This is a genomic window from Herbaspirillum sp. C7C8, from assembly GCF_022627875.1.
In the GTDB taxonomy this organism is placed as follows: Bacteria; Pseudomonadota; Gammaproteobacteria; order Burkholderiales; family Burkholderiaceae_D; genus Herbaspirillum.
Map to the genome: position 1 here is coordinate 23,277 of NZ_JABXGG010000007.1, position 12,296 is coordinate 35,572.

Genomic DNA, 12,296 nt, shown 5'->3' on the forward strand with positions numbered 1-12,296 from the left:
CTATCAGCTGAAACGGGATTCAACGAAAGAACCCTCTTCGAATTCCTCGGGCGGGTCATCCTGGCCATCCACCGCCTTGGCGATCTTCAGCTTCTGCTGTAGCTCCGCATTCATGCTGTCGCGCAGCGTGGTCGAGGTCATCACTGCATAGCAGACGCGTGCGGCCATGGCGAACTCCATCAGCTCAATCAGGTTCGTGCTCCAGGTTGCCGGCTGATCGTTGCGGAAGATGTAGACCAGCGGCAGCGCGGCAGCATCGGCCAGCAGTACGCGGCCTTCCGACCGGAACGGGATCGAGTTGCCCTTCAATCCCACCTGCACGGTGCGCAACCAATCGCCAGGCAGCGCGAACTGGGCGGTGAAGTCGAAGGCCGGCGCATCCACCAGAGGGGACAGCAGCACGCGCTTGGTGGCGCACTTCCATGGATGCGCGCGCAAAATCGAATCGCGCACAGTGGGGAATAGGTTGCTGCACAGCGTCACGTGGTCGCGGTTCTCGGAGAAGTCGGAAAACGGCTTGGCGCCGAGGCTCAGGAGTGCGTTGGAGCAGATCGAAACAGCAGTGGCCATAGATCACCATGAAAAAAACCGGGAGCAGATGCCCCCGGTTTGTGGAACCCGCACGGGGCGGGTGATGCGCACGACAAGGAAATCAGTCGTTGACGTACTCGATTTCGAACTTCAGCGCCTGGTTGGCGGCCAGCACCGCGCCGGTAACGGTGGCATAGACATCCACCTCTTCCGTGGTGACATACTCGGCGCCGCTGGCGATCAGGGCACCGGTATTGGCGTCCTTCTGGCCAGCGGCATTGGTATTCACCGAGGCGGCCAGGCCATCCGCGTCGATGACGGTGCCGCTGGAGGTAGAGCGGATGCCGATATCGAGGGTCGAGCTGGCAGTACCAGCGGCGCAGCTCACCTTGCTGTTCAGGGTGAAGCGGCTGCCCGCCGGGACACGACCGATGAAGATCGTGTCATTGATCGCCAGCTGGGCGTAGGTTGCCGGCATCTTCGATGCCAGGATGCGCTTGCGGCCGAACGACTCATGCGGCAGCAGCTTCGGGGTGCGGTTCACGATCTTCGCGCCCTGGGTGGTGTTGACTTCAGCCATGGAAGGCTCCTTTCAGATGATCAATGAGGTTGGGCCAGGGCCGAATTACACGAAGTCGAGGGCGACCACGCCGTATTCCCAGACGCGCACGGCGCCCACGGAACCGGCTGCCGACAGCTGCAGCGTGTCCTTCTTGTCACCACGGCGCTGCGCACGGCCTTCGAAGAAGCCGGTACCGAAGTGGATCGAGGACTTGCACCATGCCATGGTGCGCAGCACGCCGGCGGTGTTGAGCACACGCTCGTAGGGCACCCAGCTGAAGCCCATCCACTTGCCCGACACATCGCCGGACTGCAGCATCTTCACGGCCATGTAATCCGCCGAAGTCAGCGTGGTGTCCGAGAGGATGTCCTCCAGCATGTCCGAGGTGTACGCGATGAACAGCTCTTCGGGGATGTCGGCCTGTTCGTCGGCCTCGTTGGCGCGAAACAGCTTCTTGGCGGTGATCAGCTTGGCCTTGGTGAAGCCGGTACCGCCGTTCAGGATGATCTGGCTGGAGGGCAGCGGGACCAGCGTGCCGTCCTTGGTCTGGGCGTTGCCGATACCAGCCGAGAAGATGATCTGGTCCTTGCGACGGTTCCAGGCTGCATTGAGCGAGTCCATGTAGGAACCGCTCGGGTTGGCCAGCACCTTGGGTTCGTCGGCGCGGTCCACCGGCAGAGCCTGGTAGAAGTCGCGCATCAGGGCCACGCGGGTGGTGTGGTTGGCATCCGACCAGACGGTATCACCGTGGCGGGTGGTGTTCTCCGGGGTGTCGGCAATGGCATCCAGGCGGTTCGCAGTGAACGATTCGCCAGTGATGTTGCCGCGATCGGTGACGCGGGGTTCGAAGCGGGCGCGCTTCTGTTGGGCCTGCATGCGGATCGAGGTATCGAACTGCTGCACGAAGGCCTGGGTAATCGACTGGGGCATGTGAATCTCCAAAAAGGTGACTGGGAATTCGCCTTTCAGGGTGTCCGGTCATCCGGGCCTGCCAAACGGTCGCCTTGCGTGCACCGGCTACCGTGCGCAAGGAGGGTATCTGCAGGGTGTCCGCGCACCACCACGGGCCTGTATCTGCCCGCAATGGTCGCGCTGGGTGGGGGTCGGTTTCCCGACTAAATGGAGGGGGTGTTACGCGGCGGCTTCGGTACCGAATTTCTTGGCGAAGTAGTTGCGGACCTTCTCGCTGACGCGGGCGTGGTCTTTGTGGCTGGGGTTGGAATAGGCCTCGGATGCCATGAGGTTCTCGACTTCATCGCCCGAGGTGATATTGCCGCCCTCGTTATTCGGGTTCTTGTCCTCGGCCAGCTCCGGGCCCAGCGCAGCCATGAGCTGCAGGAACTGGGGATTGTTGCCCAGCGGGCCATTCATGATCTGCTGGACATCGATGCCGGCCTTGCTGGACAGCGCGGTAGCCGCCGAGAACGCCAGGCCGACATTCCGATTGAACGTCGCGGGCGTGGCCCAGGCCTTCTCCAGCTCCGCCTTGCAGGTGTTGGCATCGAGAACGCCGGCAGCGGCTACCAGCTGCGGCGCCATTTCGAAGTAGCGATCCATCACCAGGTCCAGCTGCTTCTGGGTCATGCCCGCTTCGAATGCCTTGGTGCGGAAGTCTTGGAAGCCTTGGTCTTCTTCGGGCTTGAATGCGTCCTTGAATGCTTCCGGGACCGTGACCGTATATTCTTCCGCAGCCTTCGGGCGCACATCGCCAGAGCCGATGCGCTTTTCGGCATGGCCATAGGCTTCTGCCAGCTTGCGGCTGGATGCTTCCAGATCCAGGGAGCCATCCTCTTTCTTGACCTGGTATTTCTCGGGGATGAAGGGCTGATCGGCTTCGCCGCCTGCAGCTGCAGCGCCAGCGGCGAGAACGCTGGTCGCTCCTGCACCCGCATCACCTGCAGCGCCAGCCCCTGCGCCCTGGCCTGCACCAGCATCTGCGCCACCTGCTTCGCCGCCCGTGGCCCCGCCGGCACCGCCACCACCATCACCTGCTTCTTGCATGAAGACATACCAGTTTCTCCGGGTGAGTTGCATTTCTTTCTCCTATTCCAAGTAAATTAACTGTTTCCAAAAAGTGCCAGTGCAACCGGCTTTAAGACTGCCTCGTACTGCTGGCAGGCGAACTGCGTTTCGTGGAGATAGTCAGCCGAATATTCACGGCAGTTCAGGTAGACGACTACGCCGCTGACCGCAGTCGCGCAATTCACGGCCAGGCCCGTGACCGCATCAACCAGCGCAATGGTCGACGCGTCCACATACTGAATTCTTGCGATGAGTGCGGCCGCCGATGTGCCGGCACCTGTCACATATGCCGTCTTTCCCGCCATCTCCGCCGTCGCTACTGCCGCACCAAGCGCAACCGAGTTCGAGCCGACAGTCATCGTGCCCGTCGTTGCAACTCCGTTGGCCTTGAACTTTCCGGTCGCGGCATCCGAGACGACTGCCGCATAATCCAGAACTCCGCCCGTATAGATGTCTGCACTCTTCCGCCAGGCGTTCAGGTTCAGGCGTCGCGTATCACCGACAGAAGGCGTCTGCCCGGCAAGGTCGATCATCTGGTTGCTACTCGTTCCCTTGGGCGGCAGCGTGACGCCCCACAGCCGTTTCCCGGCCACATACTTCAGCGATGCGAAGGCAGTGTCCAGCGCCTGCAGGGCTGCATCGCTGGCCGCGCCGTCGATGTCGTTGGTGCCATAGCCGTTGACGATATCCGTGCAGAACTTCATGAACTGATGGCGGCGCGATCCACCCGAAACGGTGAAGTTACCGAGCGAGTCGCCAGATGCCGCCAGATTGATCCATGGTGCGCACTCGCCAAACACCCGTTCGCCCGCGCATTGCTTGAGCGAAGCATCGGACACGTAATCGAAGTTGTACGGTGATGCCGAGTTTTGGCCAGCAAAGCGGGAGTCGCCACAGATCGCAAGCGCTTTGTTCGTCGTGTTGCTCAGGATGCACATCGGCACCACCTGCACGTTGCTTGTGATAGTGCCGTTGTTCGCAAGCGCGGCACGCTGCGCCGAGGTGGTTTGGTTGAATAAATAATTCAGCGCGGTAGTAGCAGAACCCGATTGAATCGCCAAACCGTAGGTGCTGGCGCCGTTCACAAAAGGCTGCGGGCCAGAGTAGCAGCCAGGGATACCGCTGGCAGAGCTATAAATAAAGGGGAACAGCTTGTAGTCCGAGCCTTTGGGGATAACTCGATCAAAGGTCAGCCAGTCGGTGATGGTTTCGCCGCCAGGGCCAGCGGCCCCAAACTCGCTGCCATCCGTGGTGAAAATCTGAAGGTCATCGCGGCCAATCGGATATTCGAGTGCCCAGGCAATCTGAATTGTCCCCGCCCCCTGAACTTCCTGTTGCCCGTAATAATTGACGTAGCCGATGCGAGCCCCGTACATATCTGCGCCGGCCTTATGAATGGACATGCCGAAAAACTGACGTAGGCCAAATAGGATGTTGGGATACCGGCAGTTATTGGATACCTGCCGCAACATCGAAACATCAATCTTCCTGGGGTCCACGATGGGCGCGACGGTCCATCCGTCCGGACCCAATACCGCATTAATGGCCATTCAGCCCTCCTCGTTTTCATGTACGCCGTTGGCGCGGTTGATCTGGGCGACGATGTACTCAAGCACGCGGCGCGAGCCGTCGCGGTGATAGGTCTGCAGCACAGCATCGATGCCACCCTGCACCACGGCTGGCCGCGCGAAGACTTGTGTCAGCTTCTCCAGGATGGCGGCGCCCACCTTGTGGTCCTCGAAAATCAGCTTGAAATCCGCCGGGGTCGGCTCGTAGGGTTCGCGGTCGCTCATCGGGTGGCCTGCTGCATGGCAATGGGTACGGTCTTCTGGGCCAGCTCATGCTGCTGTTGCTGCTGCTGGGCCTGCTGTTGCGCCTGGGCGCGCTGCTCGCGCAGCTGGGTCACGGCCTCGGGCGGGCGAGATATCGAGGCTGGTGCGCCCCGGCCTTCCATGATCTGGCGGGCGGCCTCGTCCATATCCACGGTGTCCAGCACAGTCGGATCCACGGCGGCAATGGCGTTGATCGATGCCAGGGACGACTCAATGGCGGTGACCTCCTCCAGCTTCTGGCTCTTGGCCATGGGCGAGTTGAACACCACGGTGATGGTGCGCTGGGCCAGCGACTGCGGCGGGCGCCCCAGAACACCGGCACGCAAGGCCAGGCCGAAGCAGCGGGCCACCATCGGGCCGTACCACTCCGGCTGCAGGCGGCCGAAGATCGGGCCCAGCACCTGGCGGATCTGCTGCACGCGGAGCTGGAACTCGGTGGCCGAGCGCACCGGGCTATCGATGGGCGGCAGCTGGTCGGCCATCAGGATCTTGCGGATCGAGGCCTGCAGCGCTTCCTTCTTGGTGAACGACAGATTGAAGTTCGCGCCCGAGGACAGCGGCTTGATGCTATCTACAGAGTTCGCGATGATGATCTTGCGAGGACCAAGTTTGACCGTGCGGGGATTAAGCACGCCATCATCCTCGGCAACGAACATCCCGCAGATGGCGATATCGGCGTTCATGTCCTCCAGGTACACCAGGCGGTTGAGCTGCTTCACGTCGGGCATGGCGCGGTACATCGGGCCGACCGGATAGACCGTGCCCGGCAGCTTGGAATAGCGCGGCGCCCAGAACGGGCACTCATGAAAGCCGGACTCCTTGACCACGGCCTTGCTGTCCATCTCTACATGGATAGAGGCGAAGGGCAGATTCTTGGCAGTGATGCCGGCCTGGTCGGCGCTGCTGCGCGGGTAGATCGACCACACAAACTTGAATTTCTCGTCCGGGTTGCCGTTGTCCTCCATGCACTTGCGGATCTTCTCGCTGACGTTGGACTCTCCGAACTTGTTGACCGCCTGTTCAGCGGTCAGGCAGTACTCATGCACCAGGATGTCGGGCGCGCCGCCGGGCTTGGATGCGGCGATGTAGCTGGTAGCCATGGGCAGCAGTTGGAAGTGGTAACCGCCCTCTTCCGGCGAGTCGCAGAACATCACAAACCAGCCGGCCGCGACCAGGTCCAGGCATGCGTCGATGCCCTCGGAATCGTAGTTGGATGCGTGGATGTTGTGCCAGATCAGCTGCGCAGCAGCGTCCAGCCAGCGCTTTTCCTCGTCGGTATCATTGCCGGTGGACAGGCCGACCCAGCGGGAATTGCTGGGCGTGCCACCGGTCATGATCGAGGCGGCGAGGATCTGGCCCGAGTCGGTGGCCGTGGAATCGAACAGGCGGGCGCGCTTGGCGGCCAGGGCGGCGCCGCCACTCTGCTCCCCGTAGAAGCCGTCACCGCGCTCCGGGAACGAATAGTCGTAACCATCCTTCCAGTTCTGCTCATAGATGGAGCGCGCCGACCGCATCGACTCCCGGCGCCGGATGATGGCTGAAGCTCGATCCATGGCTTAGAACGCTCCCAGTTTGCCCTGGCCCGAGGCAAGCACGGACATGGCCGCGCCGCTGCCGGTACTGGCTGCGCCGCTGGTGGTATTGCCGGCACCGCTGGCCAGAACGGTCTGCGCCTGCCGGGCTTTGTAGTTGGCCGCCAGCTTGGCATTGCTGGCCTGGCGCGCCGCATCGGTCGCTGCCTGGCGCTCTGCTGCTGGATCGACCGTTGGTGCCGGGCTGCCGCCCCCTCCGCCGCACATGACTCAGCCCTTGTCGTTCTGGGTGATCTTCTCGGGGACCAGCCAGCCTTCGCGGACCTGGACCGGACGCTTCAGGGTCGCAACGTCGATCTGGCTGGCGCTCACGTGGGTGAAGTCGCTGCGGCCACCGGGGCCAGGACGCAACGGGCCAGGCTTCTTGGCTGCATCGGACTGGGCACCGGACTTGGCCAGCGCTGCCTTGAGCTCGGCCAGCTCGGCATCCTTGGCATCCAGTTGGGCCTGCAGCGCATCGGCGTCAACCACGCCGGCGCGCTCGCTGTTGCCAGCCGCCGGATCGTCAGCCGCCTGGATCTGCTCGCCATCCTGGCCAGCATCATCGCCAGCAGCACCCTGCTCCAGCGCGGTGGATTGGTCATCTGCGGGCGCAGCGGCCTCGCCGGGAACTTGGACTTTGGTGACGTTGGTCTTGGCCATACTGGGCTCCTTGAACGTTGATCGGTGGTGATAACGTCCGGAGTATCCGGCGGCCTGGGGGTCGGAATCCCGACTATCGGCGGGACTGGAATGCAGAGGGCATGCGCCGCTCCACGGGCAGCTGCTCCCGCTTCTGGCCGGTGACATCTGTCCAGAGCTGGATGAGGCGCTCACCGTCGAAGTGCTTGGGCTCGGCGCCATCCTTCCAGCCCAGCAGCGTGGTCTTGGGGATGTGCAGCTGGCTTTCGATGCGGTACATGCTCCAGGCGGCACGCTTCAGGTCAGCGAAAACGTTGAACCAATTGATGCGGACCTCGGGGGCGGGATAGGCTGGCAGCACTCGCTTCGGTCTCGCCAGCCTTGGCGCAGGCGTGGGAATAGCGTCACTGCTGGCCCCGGGGAAATCGAGTGGCAGCTGTGTGATGGGCTTAGGTGGGAGGGGTGCTGTCATGTCCTTTCGTTGTTGAGGTTACAATCGCCAAACGCGCGCGTGCGCGAGGGAATGTGGCTGTTCGAAACGTATTTCAAAGGAGTGACATGAAACGAAATCCGGATCTTCTGGACAAAATCATCATTGCAATGGTCGATTCGCCCAAATACACGCTGGCGACAAACGATATCGCCAAACTGCTTCCCTCCGAACAAATAAAAACGGTCACTTACCATTTACACTTGCTTATGGACATGGGCCACATTGCGTTGCTCGGACCAGACTACCGGGTGACTTCCGCCGGGCAGGACCATTACGACAAGGTGACGAACGGATACGCCTGGTCTTCCAAGTAGCTTCATGCGTGCGCCCTCCTCGGCTCCACGGCCATCGCATCAAGGGTGTTCAGGTCAAAGCCAGACGCGAACGGATCGCCCAGGCGCTGCTCCAAGCACCAGGCCTGCAGGCGGATGAAACCGTTGGCCGCGCACTGTTCGTAGCCAGCACGATGGGCCGCGGCCAGGACCGTGAAGAAATGGACCATTTCCGGGCAGTCGGTGAAGGCGGCGCGCACCTCGGCCTTGTCCTCGGCGTTCCATTCGTAGCGCTTGGCCAAGTACTGCAGGTCGGCGGATAGGCTGGCGGGATAGAGCATGGTCAGAACTCCACCTCAGCGCCCGTGATGCCGGGCTCGATACGATAGGCCTTGGGCCGATCATGGCGCGATTCCAGGTATTGCATGGAGCCAGGATGGAACCATAGGCGATAGGAACCCTCGGTCTCACCGTGCCGTTGTTTCTCCAGTTTCAACAGGCAATCAGGGTCATCAGCGTGCTCGTGATTTCCTTCCCGGAATTCTTCCTCCTTGGCCTTGTTGCGCCAGACGATCCAGACGTTGTCGACCAGGTCCGCAATGGCACCCGAGCCCTTGATGTCGAACTTGCCGGGCACCGCGTGTTCGGATTGGCCTTTCTTCACGTGCAGCACCAGGTGGACATGCACGCCGGTATCCTTGGCCACAGTGCATAGGCTGTTGACGAAGCTTTTTTGAGCGTTGTAATCGTCTTCCCTCTCGACCACCTTGGCCAGGTTGTCGACCACGAAGTGCTGCACACCGAACTTCTCGACCGCGTAGCGGATAACCGCGAGGATCGTGCGCGGATCGGTGGTGCCCACATGGTCGTAGATCCACAGCCGGTTGTCGGTCCAGCGGTGGAAGGTCTTCAGGAAAGGGATGGTCACATCGAGGCGGCCACCGGCCTGCCGCGCCATGCGGGCCATCACCTTAGGCGGCGCCATCTCCAGCGAGGCGACGCAGACGCGCTGATCTTGGTCCATCAGGTCTAGGCTGACCTGCCCCACCACCTGGCTCTTGCCATGGCCGTTGATGCCCGCCCACAGGCTCACCTCGGCAGGCCGGAACTCGAAATCACCATGCGTCTTGCGCCAACCCATCTGGACCTTCGGCGCATCGGCTGGCTTGAAAAAGTGATCGATGACGGCATCCAGCATCGAGCTGGCCGGTACCACGCGGTGCTCCGCCGGCGGCTCGTCCATGTAGGCCGAAAAATCAATGCTGTCGGGGATCAAGTGCATCAGGGGCTCCATGCAAAATTGTCGTTATCGAAATCCGACCATGGTTCAAACTCCATGGACCAACGCCAGCTTGCGCGGGGTTTCTCGATGTCAGCGGGGTTCGGCAGCACGACGACGCGCGCGCCCTTGAACTGGTCCACGTTCCAGGCGTGGAGTTGCGCCGGCGAGTCCTTGCCGATGGCCAGCAGCATGTCGCGCGCCGCCTGGCGCGTCTGCGCGTTGACCATGAGGCACAGTTGCAGCCCGATCACCCAGCGCCAATCGTAGGCACCGTTGGGGTTCACGAACACGGTGTGATTGGCCTCGGCGATGGGGCCGATGAGCGACACGAGGACCAGCTCATCAGGCTTCATGCCGCGCTTGCGAGCATCGATGATGGGCTGTGCCCCCTTGGGGATCGGCGTCATTTCGCACCCCTGAATCGCTGGTCTCCTTGGCTGGCAAGCTGACCCGGGCCCGTGCCATCACCCGCAGCCGCCATGTCGGCAACGTCGTCCAGCCAGCGGCTCTGGTTCAGGAAAACCAGCGGCGACGGCTCGTAGCCGTCCTGCCATTTTTTCGTCATCATTTGGGCCTTGACCGCATTCACGATCACGGCAGCATGCGGCTCCAGGACCTTGGCCTTCCATCGCTTGAGACACTCGGCCTTGGCGACCTTGCGCTCACTCCTCGGCCAGGTCTTCCAAAACTCGGCGAAGCCGGGAGGCATCTCGTCCGGGTCACCGGACAAGGGTTTTAGGTTCTTTGTTTTTACTGAAGATGAAGATGAAGATGAAGGCAAATCACTTTTGGGGGGCATTGGTGCTGCACCCGACAATTCACCCAAGGGGGGCATTGGTGAAGTGTTTTCCTCATCACCAATGGGGGGCATTGGTGAGTAGTTAGGTGAATCTTTGTACAACTCACGGTTAGCTTTTTTCTGACGGATATACTCGTCCCGAACCATGCGCGACGAGAACCAAATCGGCCCTTGGGTGATGGGAATCAGTGTGACTGTCGGGCCGGCCTGGCGACCAGAGCGCGGGGTATATTCGAGTGCTGCGCACTCGCCCTTGTCCGTGCCTTTCAGTACCTTCTTCTCAACGAGCTCTTTCAGCAGCGTCACCGGGCAGCCAATTGCCTGGGCAATTTCCTTCAGGGGCCACCGAAGTATTCCGTACTCGTCCGAATCATGGAGCAGACACATGACGTCGGCCCAGGCGCCACGGGCGGCCCAGGAACAACGACGGAGCTTGGCATTATTACGCCAGTCGGCGGGATAGAACTGGAAGGCCGGGCGCGTCATGCTACCTTCTCGCAGCTATGCGAAGAATTGGCCAGCACCATCGATTTTGCCTTCTGCAATCGACGGCACAGCGCGTCGATATGGCGCGGATCGAGAACGATGATTTCGTCCCGCATGTTGGATGGATTGCCTTGGCGAATCACGATTCCGCCGCAAGTTGTTTTGACCAACAATCGATTATTTTTCAGTTTCATTTGATTCCTCTGCTTGCGGTGGGCTCGTATCACCACATCGCGGCTGCGCAGCCGCTGCCTCGTTTGAAGGGCGGAGCCCACGCCATGGCAGAATTGAGCTTCCACGCGTCAATTTCTTTCATAGGGGGACTCCAATGGACTTAAATGCGCTGTTCGGCGCCGTAGGCGCTGCGAAATCGGCAGTAGATCTGCTCAAGACGTCGGTTGCTGCACGCGACCAGGCCAAAGCAGATGAAGCAATCGCGGATGCGAAAAAGAACCTTGCCATCGCCTATGACAGCCTCCTTTCGGTTTCTCAGCAATCTTTGGAGCTCTATAAGCAGGTGGCTTCTGCGGAACAACGCATCAACGAGTTGCGCCAAGAGAACCAGCGCCTTGCAGCGGAGATCGAGGACCGCAAAAGATACGTACTGACGGACATCGGCGGGGGCATAAAGGCTTACGCGTTCCAGCCCGTTGATGGCGAAGCCGACGCCGCGCATTACCTGTGTCAGCCCTGCATGGCGAAAGGCCATAAATCGGTGCTCCAACCGCACGGACCGCGCCGCAACTTCAAGTGCCATGCTTGCGATTCGGTCTACATTTCCGAGCCGCTTACCATCCCGTCCTCTCCACTGCCGAGAACAACCAATTTTTGGGAATCTTGAGGTCATGGGCCCTCCTCGGCACCGCCGGCCAGTTCAATCTCGGAAAGGTAGTCAGTGACCGGCCGCAATGTTTCAGGCCGCATCCGCAGCAGGCGGTCGCGCTCAATCGCGGCCACCCTCTTCTCTTGATCTTCATTCAAACGCGCTGCCTCTTCTTGGGCACGCTGCTTCGTCATTCCCGTCGATACGACGGTCAGCACTGAGCAACCAGGTGTGGGGTAGCCGACCGCGTAGGATCTGTCCGGCATGGGGCCAATTGGGAGGTGGGGCAGCATTGTCACCTCACGCTTGAGGGAGCCAGATATCAGGCCTGAGCTCATGTAACGTGAGCCGCGGTTCTTCTTCGACTAGGCGTTTCGCCAGGCTGGGCCCGACATTACGCTTTCCCCGCGCTGCCAGATAGAGATAGTTGGCACTGGTCTCGCATCGAGCCGCGAGGGCATCGCGCTCGGCAGGCTTCGTAATTTGGAAGTAGGTTTTGAGGTCCATGCCCAAATATAGCAAATTGATCTATTTAAATCAATCATTTTGCTAGTATATCATTTTGATCTTAACGCCTATTCTTCAAAAAATGAAAACTACCGCCGAAATCCGTTTAATTAATGCCCGCAACCTTGCTTCCCTTTTTGGGACAAGGGCTGACTTCGCCCGCGCGCTTGAAATGAGTGACGCATATATGTGGCAAATCTTGGGCGACAGCCCGAAGCGAAACATCGGAAATTCAATTGCCAGGAGAATGGAAGTAGCGTGCGGAAAGCCAGAGGGATGGTTAGATGTCCCTCACGGGTCCGAAGTCGATGAAAAATCGGAAGCAGCAGAAATTTCAGAAAGAGAATTTTCTCTAGACGCTATGAAGGTGGCTAGGGCCTTTGACGCTCTGACCGAAAAACCGCAGAGGGACGCGATCATGGCGCAATTGCGTGCGTTTGGTGTGTTGCCTGTGAGCAGTAAGTGACCTCGATT

General features: G+C 60.6%; 19 protein-coding genes. 3 read left to right on the top strand and 16 right to left on the bottom strand.

The genetic code is table 11. The features are described from left to right. Positions 1 to 3: 3 nt before the first annotated feature. From HWE01_RS10345 to HWE01_RS10390, 10 genes are all read right to left on the bottom strand, one after another. Complete coding sequence (locus HWE01_RS10345) at positions 4 to 570, bottom strand: phage connector family protein (RefSeq protein WP_241821764.1); 567 nt, start codon at positions 568 to 570, stop codon at positions 4 to 6. Positions 571 to 652: 82 nt separating this feature from the next. Next, positions 653 to 1,111 (bottom strand): hypothetical protein, encoded by a 459-nt coding sequence (locus HWE01_RS10350; RefSeq protein WP_241821765.1) that lies wholly within the window; start codon positions 1,109 to 1,111, stop codon positions 653 to 655. Positions 1,112 to 1,156: 45 nt separating this feature from the next. Further along, entirely contained in the window at positions 1,157 to 2,023 is an 867-nt protein-coding gene (locus HWE01_RS10355) for a phage capsid protein (RefSeq protein ID WP_241821766.1), read from the bottom strand. A gap of 201 nt (positions 2,024 to 2,224) precedes the next feature. Continuing rightward, complete coding sequence (locus HWE01_RS10360; protein ID WP_241821767.1) at positions 2,225 to 3,094, bottom strand: hypothetical protein; 870 nt, start codon at positions 3,092 to 3,094, stop codon at positions 2,225 to 2,227. A gap of 56 nt (positions 3,095 to 3,150) precedes the next feature. Continuing rightward, on the bottom strand, positions 3,151 to 4,665 hold the full coding sequence (locus HWE01_RS10365; RefSeq protein WP_241821768.1) for a hypothetical protein: 1,515 nt from the start codon (positions 4,663 to 4,665) through the stop codon (positions 3,151 to 3,153). Further along, entirely contained in the window at positions 4,666 to 4,908 is a 243-nt protein-coding gene (locus tag HWE01_RS10370; RefSeq protein WP_241821769.1) for a hypothetical protein, read from the bottom strand. Beyond that, complete coding sequence (locus HWE01_RS10375) at positions 4,905 to 6,500, bottom strand: portal protein (protein WP_241821770.1); 1,596 nt, start codon at positions 6,498 to 6,500, stop codon at positions 4,905 to 4,907. Before HWE01_RS10375 ends, HWE01_RS10370 begins: the two co-directional genes overlap by 4 nt. Before the next feature lie 3 nt (positions 6,501 to 6,503). After that, positions 6,504 to 6,746, bottom strand: coding sequence for a hypothetical protein (locus tag HWE01_RS10380; RefSeq protein WP_241821771.1), 243 nt, complete (start codon positions 6,744 to 6,746; stop codon positions 6,504 to 6,506). Between the two features lie 3 nt (positions 6,747 to 6,749). Continuing rightward, complete coding sequence (locus HWE01_RS10385) at positions 6,750 to 7,181, bottom strand: hypothetical protein (protein ID WP_241821772.1); 432 nt, start codon at positions 7,179 to 7,181, stop codon at positions 6,750 to 6,752. Positions 7,182 to 7,254: 73 nt separating this feature from the next. After that, the gene (locus tag HWE01_RS10390) at positions 7,255 to 7,521 is read right to left on the bottom strand and encodes a hypothetical protein (RefSeq protein ID WP_241821773.1); all 267 of its coding nucleotides are present in this window, start codon (positions 7,519 to 7,521) and stop codon (positions 7,255 to 7,257) included. A 197-nt stretch (positions 7,522 to 7,718) separates the two neighbouring features. Here HWE01_RS10390 and HWE01_RS10395 point away from each other — a divergent pair, with 197 nt between their 5' ends. Beyond that, entirely contained in the window at positions 7,719 to 7,967 is a 249-nt protein-coding gene (locus HWE01_RS10395) for a hypothetical protein (protein WP_241821774.1), read from the top strand. A gap of 2 nt (positions 7,968 to 7,969) precedes the next feature. Here HWE01_RS10395 and HWE01_RS10400 read toward each other — a convergent pair whose 3' ends face one another. From HWE01_RS10400 to HWE01_RS10420, 5 genes are read right to left on the bottom strand one after another with little or no spacing between them, the layout of a single operon-like run. Next, positions 7,970 to 8,266 carry a hypothetical protein gene (locus HWE01_RS10400; protein ID WP_241821775.1) on the bottom strand — a complete coding sequence of 99 codons (297 nt, stop codon included), beginning with the start codon at positions 8,264 to 8,266 and terminating at the stop codon, positions 7,970 to 7,972. A gap of 2 nt (positions 8,267 to 8,268) precedes the next feature. Further along, the gene (locus tag HWE01_RS10405) at positions 8,269 to 9,207 is read right to left on the bottom strand and encodes a DnaB-like helicase C-terminal domain-containing protein (RefSeq protein WP_241821776.1); all 939 of its coding nucleotides are present in this window, start codon (positions 9,205 to 9,207) and stop codon (positions 8,269 to 8,271) included. Then, positions 9,207 to 9,614: a hypothetical protein gene (locus HWE01_RS10410; protein ID WP_241821777.1), complete on the bottom strand. Its 408-nt coding sequence runs from the start codon at positions 9,612 to 9,614 to the stop codon at positions 9,207 to 9,209. The genes HWE01_RS10405 and HWE01_RS10410 overlap by 1 nt, the downstream gene beginning before the upstream one ends. After that, positions 9,611 to 10,492, bottom strand: coding sequence for a hypothetical protein (locus tag HWE01_RS10415; protein ID WP_241821778.1), 882 nt, complete (start codon positions 10,490 to 10,492; stop codon positions 9,611 to 9,613). Before HWE01_RS10415 ends, HWE01_RS10410 begins: the two co-directional genes overlap by 4 nt. Beyond that, complete coding sequence (locus tag HWE01_RS10420; protein ID WP_241821779.1) at positions 10,489 to 10,791, bottom strand: hypothetical protein; 303 nt, start codon at positions 10,789 to 10,791, stop codon at positions 10,489 to 10,491. The genes HWE01_RS10415 and HWE01_RS10420 overlap by 4 nt, the downstream gene beginning before the upstream one ends. A 29-nt stretch (positions 10,792 to 10,820) precedes the next feature. Between HWE01_RS10420 and HWE01_RS10425 the strand changes: the two genes are divergently transcribed. Beyond that, positions 10,821 to 11,333, top strand: coding sequence for a DUF4164 domain-containing protein (locus HWE01_RS10425; protein WP_241821780.1), 513 nt, complete (start codon positions 10,821 to 10,823; stop codon positions 11,331 to 11,333). A gap of 2 nt (positions 11,334 to 11,335) precedes the next feature. Here HWE01_RS10425 and HWE01_RS10430 read toward each other — a convergent pair whose 3' ends face one another. Next, the gene (locus tag HWE01_RS10430) at positions 11,336 to 11,533 is read right to left on the bottom strand and encodes a hypothetical protein (protein WP_241821781.1); all 198 of its coding nucleotides are present in this window, start codon (positions 11,531 to 11,533) and stop codon (positions 11,336 to 11,338) included. A 371-nt stretch (positions 11,534 to 11,904) separates the two neighbouring features. Here HWE01_RS10430 and HWE01_RS10435 point away from each other — a divergent pair, with 371 nt between their 5' ends. After that, entirely contained in the window at positions 11,905 to 12,288 is a 384-nt protein-coding gene (locus HWE01_RS10435) for a hypothetical protein (protein WP_241821782.1), read from the top strand. Positions 12,289 to 12,296: the final 8 nt, after the last annotated feature.

Coding starts and splice junctions, on each gene's coding strand:
- HWE01_RS10350 (WP_241821765.1), bottom strand. CDS start 1,111: ATGGCTGAAGTCAACACCACCCAGGGCGCGAAGATCGTGAACCGCACC.
- HWE01_RS10415 (WP_241821778.1), bottom strand. CDS start 10,492: ATGACGCGCCCGGCCTTCCAGTTCTATCCCGCCGACTGGCGTAATAAT.
- HWE01_RS10380 (WP_241821771.1), bottom strand. CDS start 6,746: ATGTGCGGCGGAGGGGGCGGCAGCCCGGCACCAACGGTCGATCCAGCA.
- HWE01_RS10425 (WP_241821780.1), top strand. CDS start 10,821: ATGGACTTAAATGCGCTGTTCGGCGCCGTAGGCGCTGCGAAATCGGCA.
- HWE01_RS10400 (WP_241821775.1), bottom strand. CDS start 8,266: ATGCTCTATCCCGCCAGCCTATCCGCCGACCTGCAGTACTTGGCCAAG.
- HWE01_RS10375 (WP_241821770.1), bottom strand. CDS start 6,500: ATGGATCGAGCTTCAGCCATCATCCGGCGCCGGGAGTCGATGCGGTCG.
- HWE01_RS10370 (WP_241821769.1), bottom strand. CDS start 4,908: ATGAGCGACCGCGAACCCTACGAGCCGACCCCGGCGGATTTCAAGCTG.
- HWE01_RS10410 (WP_241821777.1), bottom strand. CDS start 9,614: ATGACGCCGATCCCCAAGGGGGCACAGCCCATCATCGATGCTCGCAAG.
- HWE01_RS10360 (WP_241821767.1), bottom strand. CDS start 3,094: ATGCAAGAAGCAGGTGATGGTGGTGGCGGTGCCGGCGGGGCCACGGGC.
- HWE01_RS10395 (WP_241821774.1), top strand. CDS start 7,719: ATGAAACGAAATCCGGATCTTCTGGACAAAATCATCATTGCAATGGTC.
- HWE01_RS10345 (WP_241821764.1), bottom strand. CDS start 570: ATGGCCACTGCTGTTTCGATCTGCTCCAACGCACTCCTGAGCCTCGGC.
- HWE01_RS10435 (WP_241821782.1), top strand. CDS start 11,905: ATGAAAACTACCGCCGAAATCCGTTTAATTAATGCCCGCAACCTTGCT.
- HWE01_RS10385 (WP_241821772.1), bottom strand. CDS start 7,181: ATGGCCAAGACCAACGTCACCAAAGTCCAAGTTCCCGGCGAGGCCGCT.
- HWE01_RS10365 (WP_241821768.1), bottom strand. CDS start 4,665: ATGGCCATTAATGCGGTATTGGGTCCGGACGGATGGACCGTCGCGCCC.
- HWE01_RS10405 (WP_241821776.1), bottom strand. CDS start 9,207: ATGCACTTGATCCCCGACAGCATTGATTTTTCGGCCTACATGGACGAG.
- HWE01_RS10355 (WP_241821766.1), bottom strand. CDS start 2,023: ATGCCCCAGTCGATTACCCAGGCCTTCGTGCAGCAGTTCGATACCTCG.